General features: G+C 57.5%; 18 protein-coding genes. 7 read left to right on the top strand and 11 right to left on the bottom strand.

The window, feature by feature from the left end; all coding sequences use genetic code 11:
• The 3 genes from HKN37_07560 to HKN37_07550 form a co-directional block, all read right to left on the bottom strand.
• Positions 1-137: hypothetical protein (locus HKN37_07560; GenBank protein ID NNE46501.1), on the bottom strand; the 137-nt coding region annotated here is incomplete at its 3' end.
• Between the two features lie 174 nt (positions 138-311).
• On the bottom strand, positions 312-608 hold the full coding sequence (locus HKN37_07555) for a hypothetical protein (GenBank protein ID NNE46500.1): 297 nt from the start codon (positions 606-608) through the stop codon (positions 312-314).
• An 81-nt stretch (positions 609-689) separates the two neighbouring features.
• Complete coding sequence (locus HKN37_07550) at positions 690-1,415, bottom strand: lycopene cyclase domain-containing protein (protein NNE46499.1); 726 nt, start codon at positions 1,413-1,415, stop codon at positions 690-692.
• A 208-nt stretch (positions 1,416-1,623) separates the two neighbouring features.
• Here HKN37_07550 and HKN37_07545 point away from each other — a divergent pair, with 208 nt between their 5' ends.
• The 7 genes from HKN37_07545 (at position 1,624) to HKN37_07515 (ending at position 8,033) form a co-directional block, all read left to right on the top strand.
• Positions 1,624-2,811, top strand: coding sequence for a 4Fe-4S dicluster domain-containing protein (locus HKN37_07545; GenBank protein NNE46498.1), 1,188 nt, complete (start codon positions 1,624-1,626; stop codon positions 2,809-2,811).
• A 13-nt stretch (positions 2,812-2,824) separates the two neighbouring features.
• Complete coding sequence (locus HKN37_07540) at positions 2,825-3,283, top strand: cyclic nucleotide-binding domain-containing protein (protein NNE46497.1); 459 nt, start codon at positions 2,825-2,827, stop codon at positions 3,281-3,283.
• A 9-nt stretch (positions 3,284-3,292) separates the two neighbouring features.
• Positions 3,293-4,132 carry an FAD/NAD(P)-binding protein gene (locus HKN37_07535; protein NNE46496.1) on the top strand — a complete coding sequence of 280 codons (840 nt, stop codon included), beginning with the start codon at positions 3,293-3,295 and terminating at the stop codon, positions 4,130-4,132.
• 32 nt (positions 4,133-4,164) lie between these two features.
• Entirely contained in the window at positions 4,165-4,950 is a 786-nt protein-coding gene (locus tag HKN37_07530; protein NNE46495.1) for an oxidoreductase, read from the top strand.
• Entirely contained in the window at positions 4,943-6,253 is a 1,311-nt protein-coding gene (locus tag HKN37_07525; GenBank protein NNE46494.1) for a Ni/Fe hydrogenase subunit alpha, read from the top strand. Before HKN37_07530 ends, HKN37_07525 begins: the two co-directional genes overlap by 8 nt.
• Entirely contained in the window at positions 6,246-6,710 is a 465-nt protein-coding gene (locus tag HKN37_07520; GenBank protein ID NNE46493.1) for a hydrogenase maturation protease, read from the top strand. Before HKN37_07525 ends, HKN37_07520 begins: the two co-directional genes overlap by 8 nt.
• A 123-nt stretch (positions 6,711-6,833) precedes the next feature.
• Entirely contained in the window at positions 6,834-8,033 is a 1,200-nt protein-coding gene (locus HKN37_07515) for a threonine synthase (GenBank protein NNE46492.1), read from the top strand.
• On the opposite strand, the gene HKN37_07510 is transcribed toward HKN37_07515, so the two are convergent.
• The 8 genes from HKN37_07510 to HKN37_07475 form a co-directional block, all read right to left on the bottom strand.
• On the bottom strand, positions 8,022-10,151 hold the full coding sequence (locus HKN37_07510) for a S9 family peptidase (protein NNE46491.1): 2,130 nt from the start codon (positions 10,149-10,151) through the stop codon (positions 8,022-8,024). The genes HKN37_07515 and HKN37_07510 overlap by 12 nt on opposite strands.
• 173 nt (positions 10,152-10,324) lie before the next feature.
• Positions 10,325-11,584 (bottom strand): hypothetical protein, encoded by a 1,260-nt coding sequence (locus HKN37_07505; protein ID NNE46490.1) that lies wholly within the window; start codon positions 11,582-11,584, stop codon positions 10,325-10,327.
• Positions 11,585-11,760: 176 nt separating this feature from the next.
• Positions 11,761-13,287: an NAD(P)/FAD-dependent oxidoreductase gene (locus tag HKN37_07500; protein NNE46489.1), complete on the bottom strand. Its 1,527-nt coding sequence runs from the start codon at positions 13,285-13,287 to the stop codon at positions 11,761-11,763.
• Positions 13,288-13,301: 14 nt separating this feature from the next.
• The gene (locus HKN37_07495) at positions 13,302-13,946 is read right to left on the bottom strand and encodes a hypothetical protein (protein NNE46488.1); all 645 of its coding nucleotides are present in this window, start codon (positions 13,944-13,946) and stop codon (positions 13,302-13,304) included.
• 6 nt (positions 13,947-13,952) lie between these two features.
• Positions 13,953-14,705, bottom strand: a complete 753-nt coding sequence (locus tag HKN37_07490; GenBank protein NNE46487.1) for a DUF1295 domain-containing protein — start codon at positions 14,703-14,705, stop codon at positions 13,953-13,955.
• Positions 14,702-15,889 carry a sulfotransferase gene (locus HKN37_07485; GenBank protein NNE46486.1) on the bottom strand — a complete coding sequence of 396 codons (1,188 nt, stop codon included), beginning with the start codon at positions 15,887-15,889 and terminating at the stop codon, positions 14,702-14,704. The genes HKN37_07490 and HKN37_07485 overlap by 4 nt, the downstream gene beginning before the upstream one ends.
• A gap of 168 nt (positions 15,890-16,057) precedes the next feature.
• Positions 16,058-18,877 carry a TonB-dependent receptor gene (locus HKN37_07480; GenBank protein ID NNE46485.1) on the bottom strand — a complete coding sequence of 940 codons (2,820 nt, stop codon included), beginning with the start codon at positions 18,875-18,877 and terminating at the stop codon, positions 16,058-16,060.
• 149 nt (positions 18,878-19,026) lie between these two features.
• Positions 19,027-20,364: FAD-dependent oxidoreductase (locus tag HKN37_07475; GenBank protein ID NNE46484.1), on the bottom strand; the 1,338-nt coding region annotated here is incomplete at its 5' end.

The raw sequence follows: 20,364 nt of genomic DNA, 5'->3' as shown, positions 1-20,364 counted from the left end.
CGCGCAGCCTCCAGCACTCCCCATGCAATGCCGGAAGTGTCCCGCTTCGCATAGAACTGTGCCATCGCTTCAGAAAGGCTCGCAAGTGCGCTGTCGAAATACGCCTGCTCCCGATACTCAACCGCCTTCTCTAGCATTTCGCGGGCGGTTGGTGGATCAGGCGAGCTCACGATCGGATCAATTACTGAACTATCCCGCGTGCACCCCTGAGTTGCACCTATCACCACCAACGCCACTACAGGTACAGCAATGGCTAAGCGCGACGCTACCATGACGACGGACCTCGGCGATCGTGGCCGATCAATGTATACTCAATCGTCATCGCCCGACCGAGCATTTGCCTCATCCTCACGAACAATCTTGCCCACGTACCTTCGAGACACGCCATAGCGAGAGGCGAGTCGCCCGGCGTTCGAACCATCGTAGTCGCGCAATATCAACTGATCCCTTGTGCTCTTCTTCAGTTTGCTTAGCGTCGGAATGTAGATCATTGCCCCGCCCCACATTTCGACAAGGTATTGGGCGAACTCCATGTCGCAGTCGCTAGCGATTTCGCCAAGATCTCCCGGCAGATCTGACGGATTCAGGCCACTCCAGTCAATTTGCATCTTCTTCCTCCTGTCGGCGTCATTGTGCTTTCTCTTGCTAACATGTCCATAGGGCGTAAAGAAAGCTAGATGCAACAAGCTTCACGGGTTCTTCATGTAGAGACTCGTTTTCCAGAACAGCAACACCCCGTGTACTACAAGTACATTCGTCAGAAGAAAGAACATCGCCTCCTCGATCGGTAACCCCCCCGGCTCCAGCCCCACGGTGTACCAATCCGAAATCTCCCAGATGCCGTCACCGATGGCGAACGCATCCCACACCCACAGGTAGACCGACGGTATTCCGCACGCCGCCACGTACCGCCACCCGATCGTGCCGAAGCGCCGCCCACCCAGCCACCACGTCCCCGCCAGCACCGGTCCAGCCCACGCCAGTATCAGCCCGAGATACAGCCAGCGGTCAGCGCCCGAAACTAACATCCACACACCGCACACCGTCACCGCAATCCACACGGCCAGACCAGCCAGATACACCGGCCGACTCACCGCCTCAGTCCGATCCACTCCGCGGTACATCCAAAGCGTAATCAGCCCCGTCATCAATGCCTGGAGCGCCATGAATCCGTACTCCTCGACCGGCACGAAGCCGATCACGCCCAGCACGCGGTCCTCCCCGTACGACCACACTCCGCGGTATATCAAGTAGTTGTCCCACGGCGTCGTATAAACCACCGCAATCACGACGAGAAACACCACGGCTCGCAGGGCGCTCCCGAGATTGAGTCCGCCGCGAACGCGGTACACCATCGTGCCCAACACAAGAATCGGAGGCAGCAGTACGACGACAAGGAAGGTGAAGTAGGTCATGTAGATATTGAAGCCGGTTGGGCTCGCAACCTAACAAAAAGCGGCGTGATTTTCGGGTCATAGCCGCCTCTTCTGCCCGACGACGCGGTCAGGATGCCGCGCCCAGCCGGATTCGGCTTTTCCTTACACGCGCTCCGCTTCTTGCCTGCCACATCTCGTTCCCGCGCGTGACGACATTTCCAACCCCACTAATGACCAGAAGTAGGATATGCAGGCGGACGAAGCGCTCGCGCCCGAATCGGCGACCGGTGAACTGACGAAGACGGCCGTCATCACGTCGTCCGCACTGGACGATCTCCTGACCTCACTCGCAAAAGACGGGTTCTCCGTCATTGGCCCGACGAGACGGGGCGATACGATTGTCCTGGGCGAGATCGGCGGCACCCGCGATCTGCCGGACGGGTGGATCGATCACCATGCACCCGGCAAGTATCGCCTTGAGCATTCAGAGACCAACAGGGTCTTCGATTGCACGATCGGGGCTCACGCGTGGAAGAAATATCTGTTTCCGGCACGACGCCGCCTCTGGTCTGCAAGTCGAAACGGTTCGCCCGCAAGCGTTGAATTCCAGAGTGAGGAATCCGACACGCCACCGTATGCCTTTGTGGGCGTCCGCGCCTGCGATCTCGCGGCCATCGCCATTCAAGACCGGGTCTTCATGGGTGGAAGCCACCCCGATCCGGTGTACTCAAAGCGGCGCAACACTGCTGTGATCATTGCCGTCAATTGTACCAGAGCCGTCGATAGCTGCTTCTGCGCATCCATGGGCACGGGTCCGCGCGCGACGGGCGGCTTCGACCTTGCCCTGACTGAAATCCCTCACAAGGCCCGAACGGCGTTCGTTGTTGAGACAGGCTCACCTCGCGGGGCGGAGCTTCTCTCTCGTATCGCGTCACGCCCGGCCGACAAGAAGAGCCTTGCCAGAGCCCGGTCACTTCGACAACAGGCCGTCGACGACCAGCATCGCACGCTCGACCCCGACGCCACGCGCCAGCTTCTGCTCGAGAGCCTGAATCATCCCGAGTGGAAGACCGTCGACGAGCGGTGCCTTTCCTGCGGCAACTGCACGATGGTGTGCCCCACATGCTTCTGCTCAACCGTAGAGGATACGACGGACCTGACGGGTACGGCCGCAGAAAGGTGGCAGGTGTGGGACTCGTGCTTCAACCCCGACCATTCCTACATCCACGGCGGATATGTACGAAAGACGACGGGGTCGAGATATCGCCAGTGGATCACTCACAAACTGGCCACGTGGAAGGACCAGTTCGGCACATCCGGATGCGTCGGATGTGGGCGCTGCATCACGTGGTGTCCCGTCGCGATCGATATCACGGAGGAGGTCCGCGCCATAGATCCGAACGGACGCAAAGTCGGCCCCGGCCGGCGCAAGTAACCGAGAGAAAGCCATGAAAGTCGTAAGCACCATAGAGGACAGCCTCAAGGAAATCCAGGTACTCGAGGCGATGACGCCTGACCAGCTCGAGTTCCTGGCAGGATGCACAAAGCATGTCCATTTCAAGAAGGGCGACTACCTGACGAGGGAGCGCTCGGAAGCGACGGAGTTCTTCGCCATTCGTGATGGGGCTGTCGCGCTCGAGATGGGTGTCGGAAATCGCACCTTCATCTTCCATACGGTGGGGAAGGGGCGCATCGTTGGATGGTCCTGGCTTATCCCCCCGTTCAGATCCCAGTTTGACGCCCGGGCTCTCACGGACATCGCGGCAATACGATTCGACGCCGTGTGTGTCCGACAGAAATGTGACAAGGATGCGTCGTTCGGCTACGAGATCATGAAACGGTTCTCGCAGGTAATGGCCGAGCGGCTCATTGCGACGCAGATGACACTCGTCGACATTTACCGGTAGGCAGGCAGAATGCAGGTAATCAACTCACACGAGCCGATGCTGCCGTACTCCGGCACGATTACGCGCCGCATCCAGGAGACGAGCGATACATTCACTATCGACATCAAACTCAACAGCGGCAGCCCTTTCCACTTCTCTCCCGGACAGTTCAATATGCTCTACGTCTTCGGCGTAGGGGAGGTGCCCATCTCTATCTCGGGCAGCGACAAGAACTCGGCCGTCGTAACGCATACGACTCGAGCCGTCGGGGCGGTCACGCGACGCATGTCGATGCTCAAGGTCGGCGACGCCATCGGCGTACGCGGACCGCTCGGCACACCATGGCCCATGGACGAAGCGCTGGGTCGCGACCTCCTGATCGTCGCCGGTGGCATCGGGCTTGCGCCCGTACGATCGGTAGTCTATGCGGCACTCCGCAACCGCGACCGGTTCAGACGTGTCATTCTGGTTCACGGTGCGCGTAGTCCGGGCGACGTTCTGTATGCGGAAGAACTGAAGGTGTGGACCGCTCGCGACGATTTTGAGGTCCACGTGACGGTAGACCGCGCGCCACCGGAATGGGAAGGCAATGTCGGTCTTATCACATCACTGATCCCCGGACTCTCTTTCGACCCGAGTGATTGCGTGGTTCTGATGTGTGGCCCGGAAATCATGATGCACTTCGCGGCCCATTCTTTTGAGGCGCGTGGTGTTGACTTCCGGCGAGTCTACGTTTCGATGGAAAGAAATATGAAGTGCGGGATTGGCCTCTGCGGGCACTGCCAGTTTGGTCCGGAAATCATCTGCCGAGACGGTCCGGTCCTTCGACTCGACATCGTTGAGAAGTGGCTCGCCGTTCGAGAACTGTAATTGCCAGGAGCAGAATCCTGAACCAGATACATATGGCAACCCGGAAGAAACCAAAGCTGGCTGTGTGGAAGTTCGCGTCGTGCGATGGATGCCAGCTTAGTCTGCTTGACTGCGAAGATGAACTGCTGGAGGTCGCGGGGCAGGTCACTATCGCCTACTTCCCGGAGGCGACCCGGGCTGTCGTGCGAGGCCCGTACGACATCTCGCTGGTGGAGGGTTCAATCACGACGCCACATGACGCCGAGCGGATTCACGCTATCCGCCGGAAGTCGAAGCTGCTTGTCACGATCGGTGCGTGCGCCACGGCAGGCGGAATTCAGGCGCTGAGGAATTTCGGGGATGTGAAGGAGATGATCCCCCTTGTGTACGCCCATCCCGAGTACATCGAGACGCTCCGCGTGTCGACGCCCATCTCATATCACGTCCCCGTTGACTACGAGTTGCACGGCTGTCCGATCGACAAGTATCAACTGGTTGAACTGCTGAGCGCGTACCTGAATGACCGGGAGCCAAACATTCCGGGTTATACAGTGTGCACAGAGTGTAAGCGGCGTGGCACGATCTGCGTGATGGTCGCACACGGACAGCCATGCCTGGGACCAGTAACCCACGCCGGATGCGGCGCCCTCTGCCCCGCATACAACAGGGGCTGCTACGGTTGCTTTGGACCAGGCGATGGAGCCAACACAGAGGCTCTTGGAAGGTGGCTGGCGAGCAACGGCAGTCAACCCCGTGACGTCGCACGGCTGTTCAGAACCTTTACGGCGGCGGCGCGCGCATTTCGACGAGAAAGTGAGGCACAGGAGCGAGATGTCTAAGAACGGGACGACTCAGAATCGGACATTACGGGTTGGACTGCTGGCTCGCGTGGAGGGTGAAGGGGCGCTTCACGTGCGGGTGAAGAACAACCGGGTGGTTGATGCAAAGCTGAAGATTTTTGAGCCGCCACGATTCTTCGAAGCACTGTTGCGGGGACGAAACTATCTCGAGGCTCCCGATATCACGGCACGCATCTGCGGGATCTGTCCGATTGCGTACCAACTCGGAGCCTCCCACGCGATGGAGGAAGCGTGCGGCGTCCGTGTGGACGGCGTCTTGCGCGACCTGCGTCAGTTGATCTACTGTGGAGAGTGGATCGAGAGCCACGCCCTCCACATTTTCATGCTTCATCTGCCCGACTTCCTCGGCTACGACGACGCTATCGGAATGGCTGCCGAGCACAAAGACGCCGTTGCGATGGGTCTCAGACTCAAGAAGATCGGCAACATGCTGATGTCGGTACTTGGTGGCCGCGAGGTACACCCGATCAACGTGCGTGTTGGAGGATTCTATCGCGTACCGACAGCAACTGAACTCGCGGAGCTCAAACCGGAGCTGGAGTGGGCACGGTCTGCGTCCATTGAGACGCTTGAGTTGCTCAAGACGCTCACGTACCCGGACTTCGAGCAAGAGTATGAGTACGTCGCTCTGTCACATCCGGATGAGTACGCCGTCCTCGACGGGCGACTGCGATCGAATCGTGGACTGGACATCCCGATATATGAGTTCAAGTCGCACTTCGTGGAGGAGCACGTTAAACATTCGACGTCGTTGCATGCGGTGCTCAGAGACAGAGGCGCGTACATGGTCGGGCCTCTGGCGCGGTATAATCTGAGCTTTGATCAACTGACTGACGGCGCCCGCGAAGCAGCCATCGAGATCGGACCGGGACGTGAGTGTAACAACCCCTTCAGAAGTATCCAGGTTCGAGCGGTCGAGCTGCTCCACGCGTGCGATCTCGGTCTGCAGCTTATCGACAGGTACAAGGAACCGACGCATCCGTTCGTAGAAACGACACCTCGACCGGCCGTAGGCTTCGGCTGTACCGAGGCGCCACGTGGCATCTGCTGGCATCGCTACCGGATTGACTATGACGGCACAATCCGTGACGCTACCATTGTACCGCCCACCTCGCAGAATCAGAAGTCGATAGAAGCCGATTTGCGAGAGTTCGTGACTCAACACCTTCATCTGAATACTGAAGATCTCACGTGGAAATGCGAGCAGGCCATCCGGAACTATGACCCGTGCATCTCCTGCTCATGCCACTTCCTTCGGCTTGATCTCGAACGAGATGAATGACGCAGGGCGAGTGGCGGTAATCGGCATTGGAAACGAGTACCGCGGAGACGACTCTGCTGGCATTGCCGTAGCACGACGTCTGGCCGGGCTGCCCGATTCGATCACCGTGATCGAATTGCCCGGTGAGGGCACCGAGATCATCGATGCCATGGCACCATTCGACAGGGTGATCCTCGCGGATGCGTCGCGTTCCGGTGGAGTACCGGGTACGGTCCGGGAGTTTGACGTTTCCAGGGTGTCGCTTCCGGTGCGATTCTTCAACTACTCAACTCATGCGTTTGGGCTCGCCGAAGCGCTGGAGGTGGCCCGTGCCCTGGGGACGCTGCCGCCTGAGGTGACCGTGTTCGCAATCGAAGGGCAGAGGTTTGATGCAGGAGATGAGTTGAGCTTACCTGTGGTCAAAGGTGTGCAAGAAGTTGCCACACGGATCATCGAGACACTGCGCGAGGACACCTAGCTCCGGCGGCAGCAACCATGTGAATCGGTCACTACCAGATCTTGCGGGGCAGCAGACCGACCCTATATTGCGCCACCACAACCGACAATCGGGCCGCACCACGTGTCAAATCTGACCCATCTCATGAGTCCCGTCGACGGGGCGCGGTTTCCTCGGCGAACAATCCAGTCGAACCACCTGGGCCGTCCTCTACTGGCTCAATACGACCTTGCGGAAATTCGATCCTCAGTCTCTCCTGAGCACCTCGCTGATCGCCCCCCTTCGCTCTGGCGTTACGAGGAGCTCCTTCCCCTTGAGCATTCGCGTCAGTGCATCACGTTGGGCGAAATGATGACGCCGACCACGCGGCAGGATGCGCTTGGACAGCATCTTGGCCTGAATGATCTGTGGATCAAGGACGAGACGGTTCTGCCCACCGGATCCTTCAAGAGTCGGGGTATGGCGGTGGCGGTTAGCATGGCGCGCGAACTGGGAATCCGAAGAATAGCGATGCCCACGGCCGGCAACGCGGGGGCTGCGCTCGCGGCGTATGCGGCGAAAGCGAACATTGAGGCTTTTGTGTTCATGCCATCGGACGCTCCACTTCACAACCAGCATCACACGGCGACCGGAGCCCATCTGGTTCTTGTCGAAGGAGTCATATCCGATTGCGCCCGCCTGGTTCAGGAAGGCAAGGAAGCGGCCAGGTGGTTTGACTTCAGTACGTTGCGGGAACCCTACCGACTGGAAGGGAAGAAGACCATGGGCTTCGAACTCGCAGAGCAGTGTGAGTGGACGTTGCCGGACGTCATCCTGTATCCCACCGGCGGGGGGACCGGTCTTATCGGAATGTGGAAAGCGTTCCACGAGTTGAAGGAACTGGGCTGGCTCGCTTCGGACAAACTCCCGCGGATGGTGGCCGTTCAGTCCACTGGCTGTAACCCGATCGAGAAGGCGTGGTTGGCCGGAAAGGATCACTGTGTCTTCTTTGAAGGTGCGGCGACGGTGGCCTCAGGATTGCGGGTCCCCTCAACGACCGGCGATTTCCTCATCCTTGAAGCACTTCGTGAAAGTAACGGTACAGCCGTTGCCGTCGAGGAAGAACGAATCCTCGAATGGATGTTGATAGGGCAGAGGTCCACCGGCCTCTCTATTGGCCCGGAGTCAGCAGCGTGCATCGGTGCAGCTCTCAAGCTGGTCGAGTCGGGCTGGCTGTCGCCATCGGACAGGGTCGTCCTCTTCAATTGCGGACCGGAGCGAGCCCCAGGCCAGCTGGAACGCCCCGATGTGCCACTCTTGAATCCCGACCAGCCAGTTGACTGGAGTGCAATCCTAACCTCCTGAGGACGGCTTCACCATGTTGGCCTCGCCGGGAGCCAGTTTCTTCCAGAGATAGGCGTACGACAGTGCACTCATGTACGCTCGCTGCTTGTTGTTCGTCGCCGCGGCATGACCCCCTTCCGTATTCTCGTAGTAGTACACGGGATGACCCATGTCCAACATCTGGGCGGCCATCTTTCGGGCGTGTGCCGGGTGCACCCGGTCATCTCGCGTTGAAGTGACGAACAGGACCTCCGGATACGCGGTGGACTTCGACACGTTGTGATACGGCGAATACTTCTTGATGTATTCCCACTCCTCATCAATGTCTGGATTGCCGTATTCCGCCATCCATGACGCGCCAGCCAGCAACTTGTTGTAGCGTTTCATATCCAGTAGCGGCACCTGGCACACCACGGCGTTGAAAAGATCAGGCCGCTGAGTAAAAGCCGCTCCTACGAGAAGGCCGCCATTGCTCCCGCCCATTATTCCCAGGTGCCGGGGCGACGTGATCTTTCGCTTTATCACGTCCTCGGCGACGGCTATGAAGTCGTCAAACGCTCTCTGCCGGTTTTCCTTGAGAGCCGACTGGTGCCAGCGAGGCCCAAACTCGCCGCCACCGCGAATGTTGGCGAGTATGAACACACCGCCTTCTGATAACCACGCCTTGCCGCGGGTCGCAGAGTAAGACGGTCTCATTGACACCTCGAATCCGCCGTAGCCGTAAAGCAACGTGGGATTGGAGCCGTCGAACACCTGATCCTTTCCGCGAACGACGAAGTACGGAACCTGCGTTCCATCCGCCGACTCCGCGTCGAATTGCTCAGCAACCATGGACGATGCGTCAAAGAACGCCGGCAGGCTCTTGGCCTGATTGACGTGCCGACCATCGTCACGATGCTCGACGAGGAAGAGCGAGCTGGGAGTCAGAAAACCGTTATAGTTGAAGAAGTACGTGTCTGAATTCTCGTCGGAGCTGGACAGGCTGAGGGTACCGAACTCGGGCGCATCCACCTGCGTGCTCTCCCAACCATCGTCGCCGAGGCGATACTCGTAGAGCTTGCTTCGCACATTTTCCAGCATGTTGATCAACAACAAGTTCTTCGTGGTACTCACCCCGGCCACCGACGAGCGCTCATCCGGGACTACAATTCGATTGAAGCTCCTACTGCCCGCAAGGAAATCGTCGAAGTCGATGCTAATGAGTGCACCCTGCGGATGCGTAGTCTCTCCGACCTCCCAGTCTGATTTAAGTGCAACCAGCATCTGGCCCTTGAAGATGCCGTACATATTGGCGTCTGCGGGAAGGTCCAGTTTGACCATCTTGTCTCCCAGGCGGACGAGGGTCTCCGATTCAAAAAAGGTGACAGCCCGCGTCACAAACTCATAGTCGCCCTCGGGTGTGTGGTCGACGCTGGCCCACGACCCGACATCGGTAACGTCGCCCTCGTAGACCGTCTTCGCGTCGGAAAGGGGAGTACCCCTCTTCCAGATCTTCGCAAACCTCGGGTAGCCGGACGTTGTCAGGGTACCCTCACCGAAATCGATGCCGACGTAGAGCGTGTTCTCGTCCAGCCATGATGTGCCTCCCTTGGACTCTCTAAGAGAGAAGCCGTCCCCGACGAAGGATTTTGCTTCAACGTCGAATTCCCGACGGACTGTCGCATCCGCACCGCCACGAGAGAGGTTCACCACGCACCTCTGGTATGCCGGATACAGACAGGATGCGCCTTTCCACACCCAGTTTTCCTCTTCTTCGGCTGCCAGCGCATCGATGTCGAGCACCACATCCCACGTCGGATCGTCCGAGATGTAATCAGCCAGCGTCGTCCGGCGCCAGATACCCTTCTCGTGAGTCGCGTCCTGCCAGAAATTGTAGACGTAATTTCCGCGAATGGCCACGTACGGAATCCGTTCGTTCGAATTCAGTATTTCAAGGTTCGTGTCAAAGATTGTATCGAATGATGGATGCTCTGCCAGGATGCCCACAGTCTCCTGGTTACGCGCTTCAACCCACTTCATCGCGTCGCTTCCATCGACATCCTCAAGCCACATGTAAGGGTCCTCGACGATCTGTGCGTGTGCACCGCACGCCCCTAGCAAAAAGGCCGCGGCAACAACCAATCGTTGGTACGTCTGCATCTCAGTACTCATCAAGTATTAAAGCCTGTCAACTCAAGCGAAGTACGACTCGTAGATATTCATGTCAAGGGAAGAATTAGAGATCCTTGAGAATCACACGAGCAGCGAACCGTGTAGAACAACACGATACGCTCCCAAAGGCGGTTGACAGACGCAGCAACGCTCTCGGCCTGTCAAGATCCAAATCGGGGATTGACGATGTTATTGTAGATCGATCCGAACGTGTAGCTTAGACCGACGGAGAGGCGATATTCAAACGAGGTTGGCAAACGCACGCTGCCGAGGAGAATTTCCTCTTGCGACGCTTCCTCTCTCGAAAGGAAGATCTGGTCTCGGATGTGAGAGATCCGTCCGAAGGCGAAAAGCGACAGTCCACGGACCAGGCGTACCTGCACAAAACCGAAGAACTGAAGTCGATAAAGATCCAGCAGGCTTTGGTCGAAGTCGGTCAGATAGCTCGACGCCTCGAACGATGCGGATGCTTCACCCCAGGGCTGTTGGAATTCCAGGCGGGTGGCGAACTGTTGATGCAGCAACACTTCACTCGACTTGTCAAAGACGGTCAATTCCTCGTAGTCGAAAGACCGCAGGTCGAGGAAGTACGAAAACCGAATCTGACGCCGACTCGACTCCGAGTACGGGAACAGATTGAACTCGAGTGATGGCGAGATTGACGCAGAGAACGCCGTGTTGTTGAACGACGAAGTGCTCAGACGAACAAAGCCGCCGGCCGACCAATGGCGGTTCAGACTTCTAACGACAAGTCCGCGAACGCTCCCGTCACGCCGAGTGCTTGTGACGGTGCCGTCTTCGAGATCAAAGTTCTCTTCCTCATAGCTGCCGTCGACCGACAGACGAATCTTCCAGTCCTCAGTAACTCTGCTGACGTGCACGTCGCCGTCGATTTCGTAATCGTCTGTGACGTCCTCGACATCGACCGAACCATCAAGTCCGACGCGGAAGACCCAGAAATTCCACGGGTCATCTTCGGGCGATGCCTGGTTAAGATCCGACCGGGACTCGTCAAACTGGATACCGATCTGAGTCGCAAGCGGAGTGCGAGCCACATACCGCACGAGTCCAAGCCTGATCGTTTGCGCAAGACCTGATCTGCGCTCATCGTCGGTATCCGTGTCGCTTGACGTGTATCGCAGCGTGTCGACAAGTCCAGCGAACCTCCCTAGTCCGATGAAATCTAGCGTGTAGGCCCGCCCGGCGCCCGCACGTTCTGTCGTCACCAGGATGTGTACCTGCGCCTCTGTGCGGTCGCGAACGTAGTTCACGAACGTAATCTCTCGTCGGATATAACTAAAGTCGCAGCGGTCACAGTCAAGAAAGACCGCAAGTGCGCCGCCGGTGGGCTGATCCTGGGCAGCAGACGGACCTGCAGCCAGAGCGGCGACGAGGCTCCAAAGGAAAAGACGTAAATACAACGGAATGACTGTTGTAATGAGGTTTGTACAGGTCAATATATAGAACGCCATCCCACGTGACAGTCCACATTGCCTCGAGGCCGGGCCCGCGTCCCAATGCCAACTGGAATACGCGAACCACAAACGCCGATGTGCAGATCCGCAACCCTCGGGCGTCGGCCAGGCAGCGATCTAAATCACAGATCCTTGAGAATCACGCTTGCCGCGTTGCGTCCCGACGCTCCCATAATGCCGCCGCCGGGGTGCGTGCTGGCACCAGTCAGGTAGAGACCCTTCAGATGGCTGCGATACCCTGACATCCCGAGGGCGGGACGAAGCATGAACATCTGATCCAGACTCATTTCCAGATGCATCACGTTCCCACGGATCAGTCCCAGTTCGCGTTCAAGCCACTCGGGGTGCTGAAACAACTCACCGACAATGCTATCCCGGGTGCCGGGTGCGTATCGTTCGAACTGGTCCAGTATCGAGTCGCGGACTGCACCCTGAATCTCATCCCACCGTTGCCCATTCGCCAACTCGTACGGATAGTATTGAGCCCACAACCAGAGGACCTCACCGCCCGGCGGAGCCAGAGAATCGTCAACGGCACTGAATGACATTGCAACAATGGGGGGATCCTTGGCGGGCTGGCCTTTGAGATAGTCACCGTATGCACTACTGATGGTCTGAACACTCGGACAGACAAGCTGCAGCGCCGTCCTCGCGTCATCAGACGGATCGGCAGCGTAGCGAACGGGCTTGTCGAGCGCCAGTCTCAGCACGGCACCAAAACCGTTGCCGGGCCGCATGCTCTTTAGCGCGTGGCTTGGCCGATGCTCTTCCGGCAGCAATCGACCAAGCGATTCGAGTGCGTGAGTCGCGCCTATCACGGCTCGGGCTGTGTGTTTTACACGACCGATCCTGACACCCACCGCCCGTCGATTCTGAACGAGGATCTCCTCGACAGGACACCCGGTAGAAACGGTACCCCCATACGATTCAATGTGTCTCTGCAGCGCAACCGTGAGCATCCCGGATCCGCCGCGCGGACGTGCGATACCGCTCTCGTGATACAACGGGTGCCAGAGCAGGAACGGAGCTGTCAGTGGCTCCGTCGGCGGGGGACCGGACTGAGCCGCCATCCAGGCCAGCGCCGCACCCAGTTTCGGTTCCGTGAAGTAGTCGGATACGACTTCACCGTACGGCTTGAGTATGGAGGAAAGCTGCGTTTGCCAATTGACCGACCTGTCGCGACCACCGACAAATCGTTTGCCCACCTGAAAGGGACTCGGAGTCGAGAGAAACACCTCCTTCACCCTGGTCGAGAACGGTGTCCAGTCGTTCACGAACTTCCTGTAGGCGTCTCCTTCACCAGGATAACGGTTCTCCAGTTCGTTGCATGTTCGGTCCACATCTCGATAGATGTAGAATGAATCGCCATCCGGGAAGGGCGCGAAGAACAGAGGGTCCAGTTCGAGATAGTCAAGTCCAAACTGTGACAGCCCCAGCTCTTCGATGATCGGCGTCAGACGAATCAGTATGTGTGCGCTTCCACCCAGATCGAACTTGTAGCCCGGTACGATCTCTTGCGTCGAAACCGCTCCGCCAACAATATCGCGACGTTCGAACACGGCGACTCGATAACCGGCCTGAGCCAGGTATGCTGAAGCGATGAGGCCGTTGTGGCCGGCACCAACAGTAATAACATCGAAGTCAGGCATGCCGACGCGAATGGTCAGGGGAGCAGAAGCTCAGGATCAATCGTAAGATTATAATCTATTTCCGAGTAGTGATATCGCTCCACAACCTGCTGCTCTTCCGCACGCTCGTGCAGGATTACTCGCAGCGGGTTCCGAAGCAGGTGCAAGGTGGAATTTAGAGAGTCCGCATCGACGTAGCTGATGGCAGTTCTCTCAGGCGTCAACTGCTCCAAAATCACGGTGTCCCACACGTCCAGAACGAATCCCAGATCGTCAAGGAATCCGTTCTGCGACATCTGGTTGCCGCGGAGCGACCGAACACGCTTGTGGGATAACTCAAAGGAGCGTTTTATAAAGCTCAGCAGCCCGCGCTTGTATCCGTAGACCCTCCCGTCAAACAGGATCGCCGTCGCACCCTTACCTTTGCCGTCGAACACATCCAGTCTCATGTTGTCCTGTCCGGCCCATAGGCACCGGGCAGATGTGTGTTCCTCCTGCCGACCCGACCGCTCCCAGCTAGTCTGCACCCAGCTCGCCGTTTCTACCGTATCCACCAGCGCACGTATTTCGGTAGCAAGATCGTCTTGCTGCGCCTGTACGAGCCCTGAAGTTCCCGCGAGAAGACTAACCACCACGACCCTCTGAAACAGACGGTCCAGTACTTCAATAGAACGGCTCATTCGTGCTCAGACCAGATACGGTATCAGTGCCTTTCTTCCGGGCGGGTACTCGCTGAATCGCTCATAGTACCAGCGGTGATTAGACAGAGCCCTGGGGATCAGGTTTGCTGCGGTCCACATCGCAAACGCCGCGGCGGCCGGAGACCACGTCATCAGAGCGAAACCAATCCACTCCACTATTTCACCCAGATAGTTTGGACAAGAAACCAGATTGAAAAGCGCACCTTGCGGAATTTCGTAGCGCCCGGATCGGCGGAGTCGCAACAGTATCCCATCAGACTGCAGATTGATGACGAGGCCAACCACGAAGAGCGTCGCGCCGACAACAAACCTCCAATCTGAGATCCACGCCAGGTCATAGGACGGTCCTAGCGACCCCAGATAGTACCCGTTGAGGAAGCCATTTACCGAGTTAAAGAAGATCGCAGATCCTACGATGGCAAGCGGCATTCGTTTTGAGCCGGGAGCCATTCGAAACGGAAAGACAAGTGTGCGATGGACGTAGTGTATCTGCCAGGCCGCGAAGAAAATCCACGTTGCTATCGACATCGGGTTGGATCCACTGAGCACGAACCACGCGAAGACAAGCAGCGCCGGCAACTCCATTAAGAACCAACCGAGCCTATGATCCATCGTCGGTCCCCAGCCCGACTGTGTGTAGCGACCGTAAGGCGCGCGGACGCGGAGAAGAACGATGAAGGCGACGGCCGCAATCGCCACCCATGCTACTATGATCAGCCAGAATGTGGAGACGGTCATTGGCGAGCTGATACCTCAGTTCCTCCGAATGCTGGCGAGCCTTCGTCCACGGATGGATCGCGGTCAAACCCGTAGGTTTCAAAAACGTCCGCCAACCGATCGTAGATCTCGGCGCGCGTCATACCAAAATCTTCCAGCGTGTACCGGTGATGACTTTGATAGCCGCGAGAGCGACGGGTCGCGTCTTCGAGGAGGTTCGTGAACTCACCGGACATATCCAGATCTAACGCCTCATAGATGCGTCGAACGGTTCGTTCCGGATCACGGACAAGATCATCGAAGCGAACATCGACTACCCGGGATGACGGAACGGCCTCCAGTATTTGCAACCTGGAGCGGTAGTAGTCACAGAACAGATCAGCCAGCGCACGATACGTTTCAATGCTCTCGACCGCTTGCGGCGCAAGTCGGCGCCACGTCACCGTATACATGCTGAGCAATGAAGCAACTGTGTCATACGGATGGCGAATCATGTGAATGAACCTGACTTCCGGCATTGCGATGATCGTCGCCTCGAGCCGCCCGGTAACCGCAGTATTTTTTACCAGGAGCGTCTTGTTTCCACCTTCCGCAAATAGGTGACGCCGAAGACTTCCGAGGTAGTCCGCCATCAGTCGTTTGCGTGTCTTCGACGACATTCGATCGACATAGCCCACATGTCCCAGTTCGTCAAAGAACGGAAACAGGAGAGTGACTACCGGGGTCAGCATGGAATAAACGAATAGCTGCTCGTCTTCCTCCGGCTCCGATAATCGAGTTCGATGTATGCCCGTCCACCCGCCAAACGCACGTTGACTGAGGCGGCGCGTGAGTCGCTCAAGGGGACTTCCGACTGCCCTGTCTGCCGCCCTGGCCGTACTCAGCAAACGGTACAGCGCGACTGATGGAAAGATTGACTGATACAGAGCCATCGAGGTAAAACGTGAATCGAGCGATAGCAGCCTGTGCAGAAAAGTGGTGCCGCTTCTGGGATTCCCGATTATGTACACGGGGGATTTCACTTCCTGGCGTCGGAACGCACGAAATATGATATGATCCAGGCCACGAAATACGAGAACCGTTGTTCGTAATCCGAGGAACGACAGCATCAATCCCGCCGTCCACAGCGCATGCTGTGGATGAAAATGACGCCTGGAGAATGTGCTCCGCAGTGCGCGAAAGAATGTTGGCAGATGAAGAAACATGCCTTGATGTGCGCCGCCGATTAGCCTCGCGTCCAGAAAATGATAAGGCTTGCGATTCCTCGCGAGAAATCAATCCTTGCGTTGCTGCGTGACCCCAATCCACCCGCCAGAAGTGGCGTCCACGGTACGGCCGGCGCCGCAATTCCGCAATCGACCCAAATGCGGGTGTCAGAACGTGTGCGCCAGACGAACGAGAGCAAGCCTGCCGAGTTTTGGCACATCTACGAACTCTTCGTGCTCGTTATTCAGCAGGTTCTGAATCGTAACCGTCAACTGAGTTCTAGGAGAGAACGGTACGCGATAGTGCATGCTTAGATCGACGAGCGTATACGGATTAACTGTGCCAACATACACATCCGAGCGCACGGGAAAACCTCCGACATGCCGAACCCGGATTTCCGATCGGATATCATATCTCGGATACGTGAACCGAACACTTCCAGAGACCTTGTTGCGCGGTGCGTTCAGAGCAATGTCATTAATGTTGTCTACGTTGCGAAAAAGATTCTCGGAGACGAACGAATACGTTCCGCCGAAACTCCAGCGCGGGGAGAGAAAGTAGGTGAAGTGAACATCCGCACCATACAGCGAAATATCTCCAAAATTACGTCGCACCAATAGCGCGGCGGTGGGATCGAAGGATTCGACCGGACTCACGGACCCGAATGGCACCGATCCTGCAATACCCGAACTGATCAGAAAACTCAATTCCGATGCCGGCGACCCGTCACCGTTTCCTATTCCCTGGATTTGGTCGAGGGCGAGAAGTGACGTGAGAGCGTCCGCATTCGCCGGATCAGCCAGCACCTGTTCAACATGCTCAGTGAGAGCGAGCTGAAGCGTTGGTGAATCAAGAAACACAGTCGGCGAACCAACAAGAAAAGGCCCGATGAAGTTCTTGACATGTGTTCTGTATACATCCAGTCCCACGAAGACCCGTTCCCGAAGAACACCCTTGTATCCGAACTCGATGGTTTCGGTACGAGTAATCTTCAGGGGACCTATGTCCGACGGCTCGAACGTCGGCACGAATCCCTGGCGACCGAGATCCAGTATTTGCAGAGAGTTTCGAACACCGACCACCTCGTCCGGAAGCACGAGATCCAGGGCATTAGAAAACGCCTCGAGCTGGTCGGCCGGAATGAGGCCTGACTCGGCAAGTCCCAGGCCCAGACCGGCTACGCTCGCATCCCTCGCGACAGACCACATGACGTTGGTAAACACCGGGTCGTCCAGCGAAATGAACTGGTCGTCGCCAAAGCCTCTTGGGTCCAGCCGGGCATACGGTGATCTGAATTGCACGCGGCCGCTCATATCGCGACTGAAATGGAATCCAGTCGACGGCGTCCCCTGAGCCCTGAGATTCATGGTGGGGCTGAAGCCAAGCAATGGCTCCAGTCGTGCACCCTCGAATACATCGCGCTGACCCAGGACGTCCGCAAAGAGGTGATTGGCCGCCGGTGTCTGGAACGCCCGGTTAAACGTCAGGCGAAACGTATGCTGCGGAGTCGGCTTGACCACCAGAGCGGCACGTGGAGAAAAAGTCAGATCGTCGACACGGTTATGTCGATCGACTCGGGCAGCCAGCACAACATCCAACTTTCGACTTACGCGCGTTTCTGATTGCACGTAGGCCCCGACCTCATTGATGTCGTCTTGGTCTTCGTATGCACCGTTGACCGTACCTTTGCTGTCGGGTCTTGTGAGATACAGATCGACTCCGTATGTAAAGTCCTGGCGCTGACCAATCGAAGAGTTGTGCTGGGCTTGCGCGACAAACTGTCCCGAATTCTCGCTGAAGAGGTCTCCCGTTCGAAGCGCGTACGAGTCGCGCGAGTCGAGTTCACTGTAGAAGACCTGCGCAAAGAGCCGGCCGTACCTGAGGCGAGCCTGAGCGTACGTGTAAAGCGCGTTCTTCGCCTGAACTGCGCCGGTGGGGGAGGTCTCGATGTTGTCGCCGTGGGTAAGTCCACCGCTCACGATCAACGTTCCGGTTGACGAAAACCGGTAATCAAGCCGTCCATCCAGTGCAAGATTCCGAACGTTGAAATCCCTGAGACCAATTCTAAGCGTGTCTTCATCAGCACCCGCCTCAAGTGCAAGTCGTCTAGCCGATACCTCGAGGCTATCAGCAAATTCGAAGTCCCGCCCCGTGTAGTACTGGGCAAAGACCTTAAAGCCCAGTCGATTGCCCACAGTGCCCGCGTGTCGAAGCGCGCCGGAAAGCACTTCGTTCTCGCCCATTGATACGGTTGCTGTCGTCCCCCTTGAATCGAATGGTGAGCGCGTTACAATGTGGACTACGCCATTTGCGGCATTGGGTCCATAGAGGGCGGAAGCGGGGCCGGATACCACTTCGATCCGTTCAATGTCTGCAGAATTGATAGGAATCAGATTCAGCGCAGTGAGCCTGATCGACGGAATGCGAGCAATCCGATTGTCAACGAGAGTCAGCAGCGAGCTCGCAAGGTTGTCATTGAAACCGCGAATCACGATTCGGGATTGATTAATGCCGGTGGACATAAGATCGACCGATGGCACGGCCTTGAGGTACTCCGCAGCGGTGAGGGCTGTGCGGGCCTCGATCTCTTCGGTCTCCAGCACAGTAATAGCGGCGGGAGCGTCGAGCAGTTTCTGTGGCGATCGCGACGCCGTAATTGTGACGGGATTGATCTCGATGTCAACCGGGACGAGCAGGATCTCCAGGTCATTTCGGCTATCCTCGCGGACATCCACGACGATATCCTGCGAACGATACCCTACGTATGACACCTGAAGCGTGTATCGGCCCGAACTCAACCGGGGCAGAGTGAACCTGCCGTATTCAGAGGTCGCCGTTCCGAGTTTCGTCGGTCCGCTGGTCGTGACGACATTAGCCCCGATCAGCGCCTCGGCAGATTCAGAATCAATGACGCGGCCCGTTATGGACTGGGCCTCGGAATCCAGTATGATGATACCGGCGAGCAGAATCGACAGTACGATCTTCATGGACATCTGGATGCCACGCGGCATCAGTACGTTTTGGCGGCGGTGGGGGTGTCTGTGGGGCGGACACGCCTCTAATTACGCTCTGCGAGACGAGAATGTCCAGTCGGGCGCCAGGTGGGCAATGGCCGCGGCTCTCCGAGACGGAACGCCTACTGCGTATCAAGACTGAGGAAACCACACGGACACACCTCAAGGCACTTGCCACACGATTCACACCGATCAAGCCTCAGTACGAAATGCTCTCCTGGTCCCGGCTCGATCACCCGAGCGAATCCGTCCGCATTACAAAACATCCAGCAGTAGCTACACCCGATGCACATGCCGCACGAGAGGCATCGATCCGCTTCTTTGAAGAATTCCTCTTCCGTAATTGTCCGGGCAACTTCAAGGTCCGGCTCCGCCACGCGTGTTTCCGGATCAACTACGGGTGTTGTGACTCGCTCTGCACTTTTGTAGTAATCCAGATTCAGATCTGCTGTCGAAACTCCGGGGTGCTCGACAGAGGCTGACTTCGGCAGGCCGCGGAGGCGGGCGTCAGCATTCTCTGCGGCCATTCTGCCATGACCGATGGCCATGCTGGCGAGGCCCGGTCCTGTGACATCACCACCTGCCCAAACATGATGCTGCTGCGGGTCTTGATTCTCCGACGCCCACTCACCGTTCTGGCCAAATCCAGAAAGACCTTGCCAATCGGGTCGCTGGGCGACAGCCACGATGACCGCGTCGGTTTCGATCTCAAATTCACTTCCAGGTACCGGAACGGGTCTGCGCCTTCCCGACTCATCCTGATCGCCAAGCTGCATCCGTTGCACAACCATTGCCTGGATATCCTCTCCCTTACGACGAATTGCGGACGGCGAAACAAGAAAGTTGATCGCCACACCTTCCTCGATTGTTTCATCGACCTCGCCGGCTATGGCCGGCATCTCTTCGCGTGTGCGACGGTACAGGATGCGTACTTCGGCACCCAATCGACGAGCCGATCTTGCAGCGTCGATGGCCGTGTTTCCACCTCCAATGACAACGACTCTCTCTCCGACCTCTGGCGCCTGTCCTCGCGAGTACTGCTCCAGGAACTCAACACCAGAGTAGACGTGCGGACCATCTTCACCTTGGATTCCTAACGCGCGACCAAGTCCAGCACCGACGCCGAGAAAAATGACGTCATGTTTCTTTCGAAGCTCATCGGCGCTGACGTCGGTTCCAATGCGGGTGTTCAATCTGAGGTCGACACCGAGATCCAGTATGCGTTGAATTTCCGCGTCTAGCACGGTGGGTGGGAGGCGGTAATCCGGAATGCCGTGACGCAGCATGCCGCCGGGTGCGTCGTTACTGTCGTACACCGTCACCGCATAGCCTCGGCGGGCCATTTGATACGCAAAGGAAAGCCCCGCCGGTCCGGATCCGATTACGCCCACACTCTCAGACCGGGCTGGGCCTTCGATGACGGGAAGCTTCAGCTTGTTCTGAATAGCCTGATCGCCGAG

The sequence above is a fragment of the Rhodothermales bacterium genome (assembly GCA_013002345.1).
In the GTDB taxonomy this organism is placed as follows: domain Bacteria; phylum Bacteroidota; class Rhodothermia; order Rhodothermales; family JABDKH01; genus JABDKH01.
The sequence above is the reverse complement of the archived record's forward strand: the minus strand, read 5'-3'. Positions and strand labels throughout refer to the sequence as shown.